The sequence below is a fragment of the Bacillus sp. TH25 genome, from assembly GCF_016650935.1.
In the GTDB taxonomy this organism is placed as follows: domain Bacteria; phylum Bacillota; class Bacilli; order Bacillales; family Bacillaceae_G; genus Bacillus_A; species Bacillus_A mycoides.
On the sequence record NZ_JAEKEU010000037.1, the window covers coordinates 144582 to 160001 of the forward strand.

Genomic DNA, 15420 nt, shown 5'->3' on the forward strand with positions numbered 1-15420 from the left:
TTATTTTGCGTTTTTACGGCGAATAAATAGTAACATACCAATTAGGAATGTTGAAAGTCCCATTAAAATAGATGCAGGATAATGTGTTGCAGTATTAGGTAACTTATCGCCTTGTTTTACTGAATTATCTTTTGCTTTGCCATTTTGAGAGCCATTATCACCTTGAGAACTGCTGTCGCCTTTAACACGGTTGCCGCCCTGAGAGCCATTGCCACCTTGAGAACTGCTATCGCCTTTAACACGGTTGCCGCCCTGAGAGCCATTACCACCTTGAGAACTACTGTCGCCTTTAACACGGTTGCCGCCCTGAGAGCCACTGCCACCAGAACCACTGCCACCAGAACTATTGCCACCAGAACCATTGCCACCAGAACCATTGCCACCAGAACCACTGCCACCAGAACCATTGCCACCAGAACCATTGCTACCAGAGCCATTGCCACCGGAGCCACTGCCACCAGAACCACTGCCACCAGAACCGTTGCCGCCAGAACCACTGCCACCAGAACCACTGCCACCAGAACCACTGCCACCAGAACCACTGCCACCAGAGCCGTTACCGCCAGAACCACTGCCACCAGAGCCGTTACCGCCAGAACCACTGCCGCCAGAACCGTTGCCACCAGAACCATTGCCGCCAGAACCGTTGCCGTCAGAACCACTGCCACCAGAACCGTTGCCGCCAGAACCGTTGCCGTCAGAACCACTGCCACCAGAACCGCTGCCGTCAGAACCGTTGCCACCAGAACCACTGCCACCAGAACCATTGCCGCCAGAACCGTTGCCGCCAGAACCACTGCCGCCAGAACCGTTGCCGTCAGAACCACTATCGTTCTGAGAGCCATTGTTTCCTGGAGGTTTATTATTATCTTTTGAATTACCTTCTGCTAAAGTATCGTTATTTTGTACAATAGCATTTGTGATTGGGTTGAAGTTTTCAGTTGCAGCATTACCAATATTTAAGCCACTAAAAAAGGATAAAGAAAGTGTTGATGCTAAAATGAATATTTTTGTCATTGTTTTCCTCCTGAAGAAAAAATTATTGTTCCATCTAAAATACACCCCTTTGTAATATTTCATAGGAAAAAGAGTTTTATGCAAAAAAAACTATATATAGAAAAAGGTGGTGTATTTCTAAAGGGAGAAAAGAGTTAATGTAAATTCCTTGCAAATAGTAGAGTGATGGAGAATTTACACTCATAACAGTAGAGGAAGTGGCAACGGATGAAAGAATATATTGCATTTGATATTGGTGGTACGCAAATTAAATATGGAATTGTTTCAGAAATAGGGGGAGTACTAATACATAAAAAGGTCTCAACAGAAATTCACTTGGGCGGGGAACAAATTGTTCAAAAGCTTATATATTTATCAAAAAAGTTAATGACTGAACATACTATTTCCGGAATTGGTATTAGTACAGCGGGAATTGTTGATATTGATAAAGGAGTTATAACGGGAGGTGTGGATCATATTCCGCATTATGCTAATATTTCTATTGTTGAGAGATTACAAGAAGTATTAAAAGTTCCTGTATCTATTGAAAATGATGTTAATTGGCAGCCTTAGGCGAGAAATGGAAAGGTACAGGGAGGGGAGAAAGCGATTTTATTATGCTTACGCTTGGAACGGGCATTGGTGGAGCAATTGTTATAAATGGGGAGTTATACCGTGGACATTCGTTTGGAGCTGGGGAATGGGGGAACATGTTAATAGAAGGGAAAACTTTTGAGGAGGTTGCCTCAATTTCGGGATTAATTCATCTTGTACGAAGATATAAAGGTAAAAAGGAGTGGGATGGTAAAACAATTTTCGAATTATATGATAAGGGTGATAGCGGTGTTACTCAAGCCGTGAAGATTTTCTTTAAACATTTGGCGATTGGTATTAGCAATCTTGCTTATATTTTTAATCCGAAAATGATTATTATTGGTGGGGGAATTACTGAAAGAGGCGATGATTTCTTAAATGAAGTGAAGGAAGAGATAGGAACATACTTAAATCAAGAGATTTATAGTAATTGTGAGATTAAACTTGCGCAAAGCGGTAATTGTGCAGGAATGATTGGCTCTATTTACCACTTATTACATCAGTATAAATAAATATAGTATCTGTTTTCATATAATTGAGAATTTATCCTTTTTCTCATTAGATAAATAATGCTACAATATAAGAGAAGAATACAATGTTTTCCGATTCGGAAAATGCTTTGTAGAAAGGAAGAAACTTCATGCCTATTATTTTAGAAAAAGGTCAAAAAATCGATTTAACGAAAGGACAACCAAAAGTAGCAAAACTACAGGTTGGCTTAGGCTGGGATCCAATTGGGCAATCAGGTGGATTTCTGTCTTCGTTATTTGGAAGTAAACCAAATGTAGATTGTGATGCATCAGTTGTTATGTTAGAAGAGGATCGTTTTTTAAACAAAAATGATTTAGTTTACTTCGGAAATAAACTTTCTACTTGTGGTAGTATTATTCATTCAGGAGATAATTTAACAGGTGAAGGCGCTGGTGACGACGAAACAATTTTCGTAGAATTACATAAAGTTCCGAGCCGTATTAATCGTTTAGTATTCGTTGTAAATATTTATGACTGTGTAAATCGTCGTCAAGACTTTGGGATGATTCGCAATGCATATATTCGTATTCAAAACCCACAAACAGGTGAAGAATTAGCGCGTTATAACTTGTCAGATAATTATGCTGGCAAAATGACTTTAATTGCAGGTGAAATGTACCGACACGGAAACGAATGGAAGTTTTCAGCAGTTGGAGAAGGAACACAAGATAAAAACTTAAGTGAGATTGTATCACGTTACCAATAAAATAAACCAAGGAGGAATAGTATAATATGGCATCTATTTCATTGAAAAAAGGACAAAAGGTAGACTTAACAAAAACAAATCCAGGTCTTTCGAAAGTTCTTGTAGGACTTGGTTGGGATACGAATCGTTATGACGGACAAAATGATTTCGATTTAGATGTTAGTATCTTCTTAGTAGGTGCTAACGGTAAAGTTTCAGGTGCAGAGGATTTCGTCTTCTATAATAACCCAAAAGGTGCGAATGGTGCTGTAGAGCATTTAGGAGATAACCGTACAGGTGAAGGTGAAGGCGACGATGAAGCAATTAAAATAGACTTAAAAAATGTTCCTGCTAACATTGAGCGCATTTGTTTCACAATTACAATTTATGATGGAGAAGGCCGCAGCCAAAACTTCGGACAAGTTTCTAATTCTTTCGTACGTATTATGGATGAAGAAAAGAATGCAGAATTAATTCGTTATGATTTAGGAGAAGATTTCTCTATTGAAACAGCTGTAGTAGTAAGCGAATTATACCGTCACGCAGGTGAGTGGAAATTCAATGCAATCGGAAGTGGATTCCAAGGTGGATTAGGTTCTCTATGTAATAACTTTGGTTTAGATGTAGAGTAATAGATTTATATATCCATCAGTGAAACGCATATTTACTGATGGATATATTTTTTAAAATTAAGATATAGAGGTGAATATATATGGTTATTCAATTGCAAAAAGGACAGAAAATCGATTTAGCTAAAACAAGCCCAGGTTTATCAAGAGCAGTAATTGGTCTTGGATGGGATATTAAATCTTATGATGGTGGATCTGATTTCGATTTAGATGCATCTGCCTTTTTATTAGATGCGAACGGGAAATGCACGAAGGAAACTGATTTTATTTTCTATAATAATTTACAGTCTCCTTGTGAATCAGTTTTACATACAGGAGATAACCGTACAGGTGAAGGTGAAGGTGATGATGAGCAACTTGTTGTCGATTTGAAAAAGGTTCCAGCAGATGTTCATAAAATCGCTATTACAGTTACAATTTATGATGGAGAAGGCCGTAATCAAAACTTTGGACAGGTTGCAAATGCATTCGTTCGTTTAGCAAATGAAGAAACAAACGAAGAAGTTCTTCGTTTTGATTTAGGGGAAGATTTCTCCATTGAAACAGCAGTTGTCTTTTGTGAATTATATCGTCATAATGGACAGTGGAAGTTTAGTGCAGTAGGAAGTGGATTCCAAGGTGGATTAGGTGCGCTTGTAAGAGCGTATGGCTTGGATGCATAAGAAGGGAAACGGTATTCGTTTCCTTTTTTTGACCTTTCTATAAATCTAGCAAAGAATAGGGGATAAAGGTAAGATGAGTATTTTGCAAGGAATCCTTGATACGTATGCTCAGTTTTTCGACTTGGACATGTGGATTAAAGTGTTACAAGATCCAGTATCTTGGGGGTTAATAGGTACACTTGTTGTACTTGAAGGGTTATTATCTGCTGATAATGCACTTGTGTTAGCGGTAATGGTAAAACATCTTCCAGAAGAAAAACGAAAAAAAGCATTATTCTATGGACTTATTGGAGCTTATGTATTCCGTTTTATTGCAATTGGAATCGGAATGTTCTTAATTAAATTAGCATGGGTAAAAGTGTTAGGTGCACTTTACTTAGCTTGGCTATCAATTAAATACTTCATTGATAAACGAAAAGGTAATGCAGAAGAAGAGGAAGCTCATGGTATGAACCAAAATAGTATTCTCTTCAGAATGTTTGGTGTCTTCTGGGGAACGGTTGCGATGGTTGAGTTAATGGATATTGCGTTCTCTGTAGATAGTGTACTTGCTGCATTTGGTGTATCGAATGAAGTTTGGATTTTACTATTAGGTGGAATGCTCGGTATTTTAATGATGCGCGGTATCGCTGGCGTATTCTTAAAATTGTTAGAGCGTATTCCAGAACTTGAAACGACAGCATATATTTTAATCTTAATTATTGCAGCAAAAATGCTACTGTCTGTCGTTCATATTGAAGTAAGTCATATGCTGTTCTTTATTATTTTAGTTATAGCATTTGGAGCAACATTTATACTTCACTACATGAAGAATTCTGGACAAGCTAAAGAAGAAGTTGCAGCTACTAAAAATGAACATAAATAGTTGAAATGGGTTTGCTCGTTATGCGAGCGCCCATTTTTTATAACTAGAAATAGTTTATAATAGAAGAGAGACTTTATAAAAAACGTAAATGTTTTTGGAGGTGAACTGTTGTGTTTTCACGTTTTACACTTCAACCATGTGCATTAAAAGATGAATCAGATTTAAAGCAATTTGAAGCGCTTTTAGAAAAACGTCCACAATATGAACTGACAGAGAATGAGATGAAATTTAGTTATATAGCAAGTCGCATTCTTGGTGTTCCGAATGATGTAGATGAATATTTCAATGAACTATTTGATTATAATGAAGCAAAAGGGATCGAGGTTTTGCATGAACAAAATTTAAATAAGGTGATTGATCCCGAAAAACTGCGCCATATTCAAGAAGTTTTTGCATTACATCAAGAAGCGCCGAATGGACTTACAGTAAATAGGCTTGTAGCACATTTGTCTGGAAAACAACTATTACCGCAAGTAGACAATCCTGATTTACAGCATTATATACATACGACGTTTATTTCTATCTTGAAATTGTATGAGAAACAACATAATCAATCTTTAAAAACAGAAGGATTCCGGCGTTTCTTAATTGATATGATTAAATTAAGTGAAAATTACGTAGCGAAATGGTTCTCTACCATTAATTATAAGAAACAAATGCCGCGTATCGTTTGGTACGGTGATGCGACGGAGAGTCGTATATATTTCTTATACTTTCTTATTATGCTCGGCTGCGATGTGCTTTATTATCACCCAGAAGGAAAAGATGGATTTGAGAGTGTAGATGAGGAAGGAAGGACTTTTGCCGTATCTCATTCGGGCCGTATTTCATTGGAACCATTTCCTGATCGGCGTCGTGAACGCGTCGCAACAGTAGCTTATCAAGCTTCAAAAGAAATCGAGCAAGTACTTCACCACGATAATTCATTATTATACAAACCATGGCAATTCCGTTCGTATACACCTGTAGCCCGTACGCTCAAAACAACGTACGATGAACTCTTTTTAATTACGAAAGAAAAGGCATTTGTACGTCCAACATTCTTTGTTGAAAATAAGCATATTTATATTCCTTCTTTATTTGCAAAAATATCAGGCGTTTCAAAGAATGATAAAGAATATTTTCAGCGATTAAAGGCTGTTACATCATTTGATAACAGTTTCTTAATTAATACATTCCCGTTTACGAAAGAACAAAAAGCGAATTTCCAATATCATTATCGAGATGCATTGGACCGCGGGGGGAAGTTACATCCGGATTTAATTATGAACAGCCATTGGTGGCCACATAAGCGTTTACCAGAAGGATTACAACATGGTATTGCAGAAGCAATCATCCATACGTGTGAAAGTGCAATGTGTAAACCAATTGCGAAAGAGACGAAACAAGATGTAGCACTGTATGTTTTCGCACAGCTCTCTCAAATACCACCGAATATTTTAGAGCAGCTTGAGAAATTTGATTATTCGCAAGAAGTACCGAAAATTGTTATATTTAATAATGAGAAGAGCGGAGAATTAAGTCGTTCTGATGCTGTGTTATTACTATTTTTAAATCAAATTGGAGTAGATGTATTCCACTTTAATCCAACGGGGAGAAACGATATTGAACCGTATATTGAATCAGGAGCATTTGATTCACATTGGCTTGAAGAAGTTAATTTCGATCTTGAATTTCATGGTTCATCAGCCTATAAAAATTTATCACAAACAATAAAAGGACTATTTCGTCCATTTTTATAAGGAAAGGGAGAATACCATATGAATAACCCAGTCGTACTAGATTCGAAAACAGAATTGAATGAGCAAACCGCACAAGATGTTCGCTTGCAACTTAGACAAGATGCTGAAGTACAACGTATTTATAATGCAGTAGACATTAAAGACCAATTAGAATTAATCGAGCTTGGAAAAGAGCCTTCTATGGAGATTTCACGTTTCGCTGATCAAATTTTACATACAATGTCTTTATCGAAAGTAGAAGACTCTGGTGAATTATTAAAACAGCTTGGTAAAATTATGGATAGATTTGATAGTAAAGACTTTGCGGAAGAGAAAAGCGGTTTCTTCTCACGTATGTTCAAAAAAGCAGATAAAATGATTGAACAAATCTTTAGTAAGTATCAGACGATGGGTCGCGAAATGGATAAAGTATACGTAGAAATTACGAAGTATCAAGATGAAATGAAAAAATCAATTGGTACGTTAGATGGTTTATATGAGCAAAACTTAAAGTATTATTTAGACTTAGAAAAATACGTAGTAGCAGGGGAAATGTTATTAGAGCGTTTAAATACAGAGTTAGTTCCGATGTACGAAGAACGCATACGTAATAATGATCAGTTAGCAGGTATTGAATTAGAATCGCTTAAAAACTCTGTTGAAATTTTAGAACAACGTATTGATGATTTAGAAAAGGCACGTATGGTTGCTCTATTAACAGCGCCACAAATTCGTATGATTCAACGCGGTAACAATAAATTAATCGGTAAAATCAATACAGCATTTATTACAACGATTCCTATCTTTAAAAATGGTATCATTCAAGCGGTAAATGCGAAACGTCAAAAACTTGTTGCGGACTCTATGGCTGAACTTGATCGCCGTACAAATGAATTACTTAAGAAAAATGCACAAAATATTGCAACTCAAAGTGTGGAAGTAGCGAGATTATCAGGTTCTTCTAGTATTAAGATGGAAACACTTGAGGAAACTTGGAACATTATTTCAAGAGGTATGCAAGAAACACAACAAATTGAAGAGCAAAATAAACGTGAGCGTGAAGAAAGTCGTAAGCGTATGGCTACATTAACAGAGAACATCAAAAAAGAATTACAAGGATAAATGAAAAGGCAATGAGGAACAGTCCTCATTGCCTTTTATTTTCTCTTAAATAATTTAATGATTTCATTCACAACAAGCGGGATGATACTTAACAAAAGAACAAATCCCCAATCTCGCATTGTTAATGCATGCACACCAAATATATTGGCAAGAGGTGGGATGGAGATGATACACACTTGCATAAGAACACCGATTAGAAGTGAGAAGACTAAATATTTATTTGTAAATATCCCAATTGAAAAAATTGATTTCGTTCTTGAACGTAAGTTAAATGAATGAACGAGTTGAGAAAAACTAAGAACGACAAATGCCATCGTTTGAGCATGTAATAGAGCATCTTCATCAATTTGATCTGGGAAGAGAGGAAATAAATTTATATCTCCTGTATAGAGCTTTGCCCCAACGATAAAGGCTGTTAAAGTAAGAAGTCCAATTACAACCCCATTGAAAATAAGAAAAGGAACGCTGCCGCTAAATAAGCTTTCTTTCGCATGTCGTGGTTTTTCCTTCATCACATCTGGATCTTCAGGATCAACACCGAGTGATAATGCAGGCAGTGTATCTGTAATTAAATTTACCCACAAAATGTGAATAGGGCGTAGTGGTGTTGCCCAGCCGAGTAAAATAGCTAAAAAGAGAGCTATAATTTCGCCGAAGTTACAAGAGAGTAGGAAGAGAATAGACTTTTTAATATTACGATAAATATTTCTTCCTTCTTCAACAGCTTTCACAATAGATGAGAAGTTATCGTCTGTTAAAACTACATCTGCTGCGCCTTTTGCGACATCTGTTCCTGTAATTCCCATTGCTACTCCAACATCTGCTTGTTTTAAAGATGGAGCATCATTTACACCGTCACCAGTCATGGAAACGATATTTCCTTTAGCACGTAATGCTTTTATAATCTTCACTTTATGTTCTGGAGAGACCCTAGCGAATACATTTAAGTGATTAATTTTACTTGCTAGTTCTGTATCTGGAATGTTATCTAATTCAGTTCCAATCATGATTTCAGATATTTCTTCAGCAATGCCAAGTTCTTTGGCAATTGCAAAGGCGGTATCCTTATGATCACCCGTAATCATAACTGTGCGAATACCAGCCTTTTTACATTCTGTAATTGAATCTTTTACTTCTGTACGTGGTGGATCAATCATACCGACAAGACCGATAAAGATGAGATTTTCTTCGAGATGATTTATATCCATATCGTTTAAATCGTATCGTTTATATGCGAATGAAAGTACTCTTAAGGCTTCTTGCGACATTGACCCGGCAGCTTCTAATATTTGATTTTTATCAGAATCTTTTAGGACCTCAAGTTTATTATTTATAAAGATATGGGTACAGTGAGGTAAAAGTTTATCAATAGCACCTTTCGTCATGCTATAGTAGCCTTCATCGTACGTATGTACAGTTGACATCATTTTACGATCAGAATCGAAAGGCAATTCGTTAACACGTTCATGTTTATTTTCTAAATGATCTTTTTGAATGTTAAAAGAGCTTCCGGCAACAAGAAGGGCAATTTCTGTAGGATCCCCTGTTTGTGAGTCGGCACCGTAAGAGGCATCGTTGCATAAAACCATATTTTCTAATAATAGACGGTGTGCATCATTATTTACATTCAAATTTTCTAGCTGGTCGTATGTGCGATCACTATAAAAGTGAGTAACGGTCATTTTATTTTGAGTTAATGTACCTGTTTTATCTGAACAAATAATTGTGACAGAACCGAGAGCTTCAACAGCTGGTAGTTTACGAATGATAACGTTTTGTTTAATCATACGCTGAACACCAATTGCAAGAACGATGGAAACGATAGCTGGTAAGCCTTCTGGAATGGCTGCAACAGCTAAACTAATTGCGGTCATAAACATTTCTAACGTATCCCGGCCCTGTAAAAAACCGATGAGAAACATAGTAGTGCAAATAGCTATAGCGACAAATCCTAAATATTTTCCTACTTGTGCTAAGCTTTTTTGAAGTGGTGTCATATCATCGTCTGCTTCATGTAAAAGGGTAGCGATCTTGCCAATTTGTGAGTTCATCCCAGTTTCAACAGCAACACCGACGCCACGTCCGTATGTTACTAACGTCGACATAAAGGCCATGTTTTTTTGATCACCTAATGGTACTTGCTCATCATTTTGCATGGAAGGGTGGTAGACTGCATCTTTATCGACAGGGACAGATTCACCAGTTAGAGCAGATTCTTCAATTTTTAAATTCGCAGTTTCGATAAGTCGTAAATCGCAGGGGATATACCGCCCAGCATCAAGCATAACGATATCACCTGGAACGACGTGCTCAGATGGAATCTCTTTTAGTTCACCATCTCGCTTTACGATAGCTTTAGGTGTTGCCATCTTTTTCAATGCTTCTAAAGCCTGTTCCGCTTTCGATTCTTGGATTACACCGATAACAGCATTTAAAACTACAACGAGCGCGATAATACTTGCATCGGCCCATTCACCTACAAAGGCGGAAATAAGGGAAGCGATAATAAGGACATACACGAGGACGTCATTAATTTGGGCGAAAACGCGCTGCCATAAAGTACGTTTTTGTTTGGTAGCTAATTCATTAGAACCATATTGCTTTAAACGTTCATTTACGATCTTATCTGTTAAACCGTGTTGTTCATTTGTTTCTAGGTCGATTAATGTTTGATTTTTCGTCTTACTGTACCAATTGCTCATAAGTAAGCACCTCCAGTAAAAACAGTTAGCAATGGTAGTGTGGCAATTTTTTTAGAGTAGTATGTATGGAGAAAAAATCTAAGGTGAGGTTCTACTTTCATTGTACAGTAATTTAGAATGTGAGGAGGAAAAGAGAAGAGTTGTCATGAATTTGTTGAAATTAAAAGAGCCTCGAATACGTGAGGCTCTTTGTCATTTTTTAATTAATGTACCTAATTCCTCAGTAATAGCTTGCATTTCACTAATACTGAATGTTTCACGTTTCATAACGTGCTCATAAATGTCACGTAAGTCCTCGTACATTTCTTCGTTAAAACTAGCAGCTCTCATTGCTCCAGCATTAACCATGCGTAATTTTTCTTTAATAGCTTCTACCATATATTCAACGTTTGCTTCTGATTTTACGGATAAATCCACCGAAGTGTCCCCCTTTAAAATAACATAAGGTTATCTTAACATTTTTTTATCATTTTCGTTAATGAAACTTTTCAATCCTATTAAATTAGTAGGGATTTCCTTTATAATTAATAATTGGTTGCTTATACTATATAAGTATATAGTAAGGAATGCACCAAGAAGGGAAGAAACAAAAATATGGTCCGAGTATTGTTTGTTTGTCTTGGGAATATTTGTCGTTCTCCAATGGCAGAAGCAATTTTTCGAGATTTTGTCGTAAAAGAGGGACTCGAAGAGAAAATCGTCATTGATTCTGCAGGAACTGGAGATTGGCATATTGGTCATCCACCACATAAAGGAACAAAAAAAATTTTAAAAGAAAATGAAGTCTCTTTTGAAGGAATTAAAGCACGGCAAGTAGAAAAAGAAGACTTAACAAAGTTTGATTATATTATTGCCATGGACAACAAGAATATAGCGGATTTAAAAAGTTTTGGTAAAACTGGAGGCTATATTGGTAGACTGTCCGATTTTGTTCCAGACGGTGGCTGGACAGACGTTCCTGACCCTTACTTTACAGGGAACTTCCAAGAAGTGTATGACCTTGTAACAGAAGGGTGTGCAAAGCTAGTAGCTTTCATTCGAAATGAACAAGGAATATGAGGAAGCTTAGAAAGTAATACTTTCTAATATAAGAAATGAAAGGGTGAAGGAATATGGCAAAGAAAAATAATATTGCTCGAAACATTGCGATTGGTGTAGCTGCAGGTGTAGCTGTATCTATGTTAAAGAAAGAAAACCGTGAAAAAGTAAAAAACACGGCAGAAAAAGCAAAAACAAAGATGATTGAAATTGGTGAAAATTCGAAGATAAAAGAAAAAGTGCAAACTGTTACAGATAAAGGACGCGAACTTGCTGATTTCAATGTAGTAAAAGCGAAAGTAGCAGAAATCAAAAAATTGACGCCGTCTGTTGTAGAAACGTTAAAAGAAACGAAAGAAATTTTTAGTAAGAAAAAAATCGTGCCAGTAGAAAAGCCGGAAACGATTGAAATTCAAGCTGTATCTCCAAAGGTAGATGAGCTTAAAGCAGAAGAAGAGCCAGTGGTAGCTGAAGATGGTGGTATGAAAGAAGCGCGTGAATTATTTATGAAAGACTCAAATGCAGAGGAAAAAAAAACTGAAGCATACATTGAGCTAAAGCAAAATAAAGAAGAGAAGAAAAGCGTCTAAAAAATATGAGGAAATTTCTAGAAAAAGCAAAAAGAAATCGCACTTTTTCGTTTGGGAAAGATTTATATGACCGGACGATGCGCGATGATGTAGCGGGCTTAGCAGCACAGCTCGCTTATTTCTTCTTGCTTGCGATTTTCCCTGGGCTTGTTTTCTTAATTACGCTTCTTGGCTTTATTGACCTTCAAACAGAAAGTGTGCTCAATTTATTAGAACCGTACGTACCAGAAGATGCGATGAACTTAATTGAAGTAAACGTAGATAAAGTTGTAAACGAACAAAATGGTGGTTTATTATCATTCGGTTTACTATCGATGTTATGGTTTGCTTCAAACGGGGTGAATGCGGTTATGAACGCTTTTAACCGCGCTTATGATGTAACAGAAACCCGTTCCTTTATTAAAACAAGAGCTTTATCTATCGTGTTCACGTTAGCGATAATTTTTATGATTGTGTTTGCACTAATCGTCCCAGTATTTGGACAAGTGATTGGGGCAGCCGTGTTTAAAGCAATTGGTTTATCGGATAGTTTTTCTTATGTTTGGAGTATTACGCGTTTAGTAGCAAGTTTCTTTGTCTTAATCGCTTTGTTTAGCTTTTTATATACATTTGCGCCCGATCGGAAATTAAAGCGAAGAGAAGTCATATCGGGAGCAATATTTGCTACTGTAGGATGGATTGTGGTATCGTACTCATTTGCCTATTATGTAGATAAATTTGCAAATTATGCTAATACATATGGTGGTCTCGGTGGTATCATTATTTTAATGTTATGGTTTTACTTAACTGCGTGGGTAATTTTACTTGGCGGTGAAATTAATGGTTTACTCCATCATTATAGAACGGGTGACAATAATTCCCGTAATGAAAAATGAGCTCTTGTTCCATAATAAAAGGGAACAGGGGGGATATTTCATGAGTAATAATAAAAAGAACCACAATAATAAAAGTAATAATAAACAAAAGAGCAGTTCGCATCCAAAGCATAAAACGAGCAGTAGTGCGAACGGTCACAATAGCTACCATTAAAAAAAACGGGTCCTTTATCAAGGACCCGTTACTTATTTCCTTTTAATAATCGTAAGCCATTCAAGATTACAAGAATGGTACTTCCTTCATGTCCAATAACACCGAATGGAAGAGCTAAAAACTGCAAGAAATTAGAACAAATCAGCATTGCAATGACAGCTAAAGAGAAGATAACGTTTTGCTTCACAATACGGTTCATTCGTTTTGATAAACGGATTGCTTGAGAGAGACGAGATAATTCGTTTTTCATAAGAACAACGTCTGCAGTCTCTAATGCTACGTCTGTTCCTTCACCCATTGCAACACCAATACTAGAAGTAGCGAGTGCAGGTGCATCGTTTATACCATCTCCAACCATGGCGACTATGCCGTACTTTTCTTTTAACTGCTTTATCGTTTCAACTTTTGTTTCCGGTAAACATGATGCGTAATATTCTTTTATATTACTTTCATTGGCAATTGCTTTTGCTGTTTCTTCATTATCACCAGTAATCATGATTGCTTCGACACCAATGCTTTGCAAATCACGAATAGCCGCTATCGTTTCTTGGCGAAGGGTATCTTTTAAAGCGATCAGTCCAAGAATACCATCCTCATCACTAATATAAACGACAGTTTTCCCCTCTTTTTCAAGTGAAGCAGAAATGCCATTATGAAATGTCTTTGTTTCTTCTCCAATAAAATCAGCTTTACCAATTTTATAAGATTTGTTTTCTAATATTCCTTTTAATCCAAAACCAGTTACATCTTCAACGTTTTCTGGTTTTTTTATCGTAATGTCGTAAGCATGTTTTGCATATTTAACAATCGCTTCTGCTAAAGGATGTGTAGAGTGACTTTCAATTGCTGCTGTAATAGAAAGTACTTCACTTTCTGCTATGTCTTCTCGAACATATACATCTGTTACAGTAGGTTTTCCTTGTGTTAATGTTCCTGTTTTATCAAAGGCAATCGCCTTTACTGAAGCTAGACGTTCTAAATGAATACCACCTTTAAAGAGAATACCGTTTCTCGCTCCGTTTGAAATTGCTGATAAAGTTGCCGGTGTAATGGCTGCAACTAGCGCACAAGGAGAAGCGACTACAAGTAAGATCATCGCGCGATAAAACGTTTCATTCCAACTCCAATCAAGTAAGAAATGAGGAACAAACATCATAAGCGCAACAACAAGTAGTACACCTTTTACGTATGTTCCTTCAAATTTTTCGATGAATAGTTGTGATGGAGATTTTTCGCTTTGTGCACTTTGAACGAGACGAATAATCTTTTGGAATAATGTTTGATCGCTCGGCTTCGTAATTTTAACTTCAATAGCACCACGTAAATTTACAGTGCCGGCAAATACTTCATCGCCGAATTTTTTCTCATTCGGAATGGGTTCTCCTGTAATAGCAGCTTCATCAATATTTGTTTCACCAGTATGAATTGTGCCATCAGCAGGAACACGCTCACCTGGCTTAATTAAAATAATATCGTTAATTTGTAATTGTTCAACTGGAACACGTTCCTCAATTTCGTTTGAAATACGTAATGCTTCTTCAGGTTGTAGATCAAGAAGCGCTGAAATTTCTTTTTGGCTTGTACTTAATGTATAAGATTCCATTGCTCCGCTTAATGCAAAGATGAAGATTAAAATAGCACCCTCTGCCCAGTAACCAATAACTGCGGCACCGATAGCTGCAAAAATCATGAGCATTTCAACATTTAGCTCTTTCTCTTCAATTGTGTCTTCAATACCTTCTTTCGCTTTTGCAAATCCTCCAATTACATAAGCAAGGATATATAAAGTAATACCTGCACTTATTGCATCATTTTTTGTGAATAACCAACCAGCTAAAATAAAAATACCAGATGCGATTGCAAATATAAGTTCATAATGTTTCTTTAATGTATCCCATAAAGAGGGATGAGAAATATCTTTTTGTGCTTGTAATGCTTTTACTTCTGCGTTCATTAATACTCGCTCCTTCCGAATTCTTATTGAGAAAAAGAATCAAAATCGAAACCCCTATAAAACGACGAAAGCTGCCATCCATAATGGATAGCAGCATTTCTGTTGAATCTGGTTTTAATAGTTATTATGTTGTAATTATTCTATAGTATAGCATATGTTTTTCTTAGATGATATGTTTTTGTTTTAGTATAAAGTGAAACTTTAATTAGTGGGGGTTTTGTTCATCTCCCGCTGATTATTAGCCCTCGCCAATCGGGCTTTTACGGGCAGCAGGGCTCCCAGCTAACTTCTTTGCCCCAGCC

The 15420-nt window shown here is 36.7% G+C and carries 13 protein-coding genes and 1 pseudogene; 10 read left to right on the plus strand and 4 right to left on the minus strand.

Annotated elements, in window-relative coordinates; all coding sequences use genetic code 11:
- Nucleotides 1-1017 (minus strand): cell wall anchor protein, encoded by a 1017-nt coding sequence (locus JFT89_RS30350; RefSeq protein ID WP_242488417.1) that lies wholly within the window; start codon nucleotides 1015-1017, stop codon nucleotides 1-3.
- Nucleotides 1018-1224: 207 nt separating this feature from the next.
- On the opposite strand from JFT89_RS30350, the pseudogene JFT89_RS19720 reads away from it, so the two are divergent.
- The 7 genes and pseudogenes from JFT89_RS19720 to JFT89_RS19750 all read left to right on the plus strand — a co-directional run bounded on the left by JFT89_RS19720 (nucleotide 1225) and on the right by JFT89_RS19750 (nucleotide 7805).
- A pseudogene (locus JFT89_RS19720) lies at nucleotides 1225-2102 on the plus strand (ROK family protein).
- 128 nt (nucleotides 2103-2230) lie between these two features.
- The gene (locus tag JFT89_RS19725) at nucleotides 2231-2827 is read left to right on the plus strand and encodes a TerD family protein (RefSeq protein WP_002063647.1); all 597 of its coding nucleotides are present in this window, start codon (nucleotides 2231-2233) and stop codon (nucleotides 2825-2827) included.
- 26 nt (nucleotides 2828-2853) lie between these two features.
- Complete coding sequence (locus JFT89_RS19730; RefSeq protein ID WP_002063648.1) at nucleotides 2854-3438, plus strand: TerD family protein; 585 nt, start codon at nucleotides 2854-2856, stop codon at nucleotides 3436-3438.
- Nucleotides 3439-3518: 80 nt separating this feature from the next.
- Nucleotides 3519-4097, plus strand: coding sequence for a TerD family protein (locus JFT89_RS19735; RefSeq protein WP_002139506.1), 579 nt, complete (start codon nucleotides 3519-3521; stop codon nucleotides 4095-4097).
- Between the two features lie 73 nt (nucleotides 4098-4170).
- On the plus strand, nucleotides 4171-4962 hold the full coding sequence (locus JFT89_RS19740; protein ID WP_002139507.1) for a TerC family protein: 792 nt from the start codon (nucleotides 4171-4173) through the stop codon (nucleotides 4960-4962).
- Between the two features lie 110 nt (nucleotides 4963-5072).
- Nucleotides 5073-6704, plus strand: a complete 1632-nt coding sequence (locus JFT89_RS19745; protein WP_201040482.1) for a YceG family protein — start codon at nucleotides 5073-5075, stop codon at nucleotides 6702-6704.
- 18 nt (nucleotides 6705-6722) lie between these two features.
- Nucleotides 6723-7805 (plus strand): toxic anion resistance protein, encoded by a 1083-nt coding sequence (locus JFT89_RS19750; RefSeq protein ID WP_002029585.1) that lies wholly within the window; start codon nucleotides 6723-6725, stop codon nucleotides 7803-7805.
- A gap of 35 nt (nucleotides 7806-7840) precedes the next feature.
- Here the strand turns inward: JFT89_RS19750 and JFT89_RS19755 are convergent, their stop codons facing one another.
- A complete protein-coding gene (locus JFT89_RS19755; RefSeq protein ID WP_201040483.1) occupies nucleotides 7841-10507 on the minus strand; it encodes a cation-translocating P-type ATPase in 2667 nt (888 codons plus the stop codon).
- Nucleotides 10508-10699: 192 nt separating this feature from the next.
- Entirely contained in the window at nucleotides 10700-10924 is a 225-nt protein-coding gene (locus JFT89_RS19760) for a DUF1128 domain-containing protein (protein WP_002010236.1), read from the minus strand.
- A 177-nt stretch (nucleotides 10925-11101) separates the two neighbouring features.
- On the opposite strand from JFT89_RS19760, the gene JFT89_RS19765 reads away from it, so the two are divergent.
- Genes JFT89_RS19765 through JFT89_RS19775 form a run of 3 tightly spaced genes read left to right on the plus strand, consistent with a single transcriptional unit; the run spans nucleotide 11102 to nucleotide 13010 of the window.
- On the plus strand, nucleotides 11102-11566 hold the full coding sequence (locus tag JFT89_RS19765; RefSeq protein ID WP_002139513.1) for a low molecular weight protein-tyrosine-phosphatase: 465 nt from the start codon (nucleotides 11102-11104) through the stop codon (nucleotides 11564-11566).
- 53 nt (nucleotides 11567-11619) lie between these two features.
- Nucleotides 11620-12135: a DUF4075 domain-containing protein gene (locus JFT89_RS19770; RefSeq protein ID WP_002063654.1), complete on the plus strand. Its 516-nt coding sequence runs from the start codon at nucleotides 11620-11622 to the stop codon at nucleotides 12133-12135.
- Nucleotides 12136-12140: 5 nt separating this feature from the next.
- Complete coding sequence (locus JFT89_RS19775; protein WP_002063656.1) at nucleotides 12141-13010, plus strand: YihY/virulence factor BrkB family protein; 870 nt, start codon at nucleotides 12141-12143, stop codon at nucleotides 13008-13010.
- 182 nt (nucleotides 13011-13192) lie between these two features.
- On the opposite strand, the gene JFT89_RS19780 is transcribed toward JFT89_RS19775, so the two are convergent.
- Nucleotides 13193-15118 carry a heavy metal translocating P-type ATPase gene (locus JFT89_RS19780; RefSeq protein ID WP_201040484.1) on the minus strand — a complete coding sequence of 642 codons (1926 nt, stop codon included), beginning with the start codon at nucleotides 15116-15118 and terminating at the stop codon, nucleotides 13193-13195.
- Nucleotides 15119-15420 lie beyond the last annotated feature (302 nt).

Coding starts and splice junctions, on each gene's coding strand:
- JFT89_RS19725 (WP_002063647.1), top strand. CDS start 2,231: ATGCCTATTATTTTAGAAAAAGGTCAAAAAATCGATTTAACGAAAGGA.
- JFT89_RS19765 (WP_002139513.1), top strand. CDS start 11,102: ATGGTCCGAGTATTGTTTGTTTGTCTTGGGAATATTTGTCGTTCTCCA.
- JFT89_RS19755 (WP_201040483.1), bottom strand. CDS start 10,507: ATGAGCAATTGGTACAGTAAGACGAAAAATCAAACATTAATCGACCTA.
- JFT89_RS19775 (WP_002063656.1), top strand. CDS start 12,141: ATGAGGAAATTTCTAGAAAAAGCAAAAAGAAATCGCACTTTTTCGTTT.
- JFT89_RS19740 (WP_002139507.1), top strand. CDS start 4,171: ATGAGTATTTTGCAAGGAATCCTTGATACGTATGCTCAGTTTTTCGAC.
- JFT89_RS19770 (WP_002063654.1), top strand. CDS start 11,620: ATGGCAAAGAAAAATAATATTGCTCGAAACATTGCGATTGGTGTAGCT.
- JFT89_RS19750 (WP_002029585.1), top strand. CDS start 6,723: ATGAATAACCCAGTCGTACTAGATTCGAAAACAGAATTGAATGAGCAA.
- JFT89_RS30350 (WP_242488417.1), bottom strand. CDS start 1,017: ATGACAAAAATATTCATTTTAGCATCAACACTTTCTTTATCCTTTTTT.
- JFT89_RS19780 (WP_201040484.1), bottom strand. CDS start 15,118: ATGAACGCAGAAGTAAAAGCATTACAAGCACAAAAAGATATTTCTCAT.
- JFT89_RS19735 (WP_002139506.1), top strand. CDS start 3,519: ATGGTTATTCAATTGCAAAAAGGACAGAAAATCGATTTAGCTAAAACA.
- JFT89_RS19730 (WP_002063648.1), top strand. CDS start 2,854: ATGGCATCTATTTCATTGAAAAAAGGACAAAAGGTAGACTTAACAAAA.